Genomic DNA, 255 nt, shown 5'->3' on the forward strand with positions numbered 1-255 from the left:
GGGAGTGCTGCTCGCCAATACCTTCGGCTGGCATAGTATTTTCTTTACGCTCACTCTGATGGGGGTTGCTCTGGTCATCTGTACGGGTTTACAAGACAACGTCAAAGGTGATCCGAAAACAACATCGATTGCCGAAGATATCAAATATCTTTTCCAAAGTCGGGCTTATATCGGTAATGTGATGATGTTTGCTTGTGCTTCTGCGGCTTTTTTTGCCTATTTAACCGGAATGCCAGAAATCATGGCACAGCTAGG

At 45.5% G+C, this 255-nt stretch carries 1 pseudogene; it reads left to right on the plus strand.

Features of this window, described 5'->3' with window-relative positions:
* A pseudogene (locus V0R37_RS22730) lies at window positions 1-255 on the plus strand (hypothetical protein); the annotation flags it as partial.

The organism is Pollutimonas rozaliensis, from assembly GCF_048751585.1.
Taxonomy (GTDB): Bacteria; Pseudomonadota; Gammaproteobacteria; order Burkholderiales; family Burkholderiaceae_B.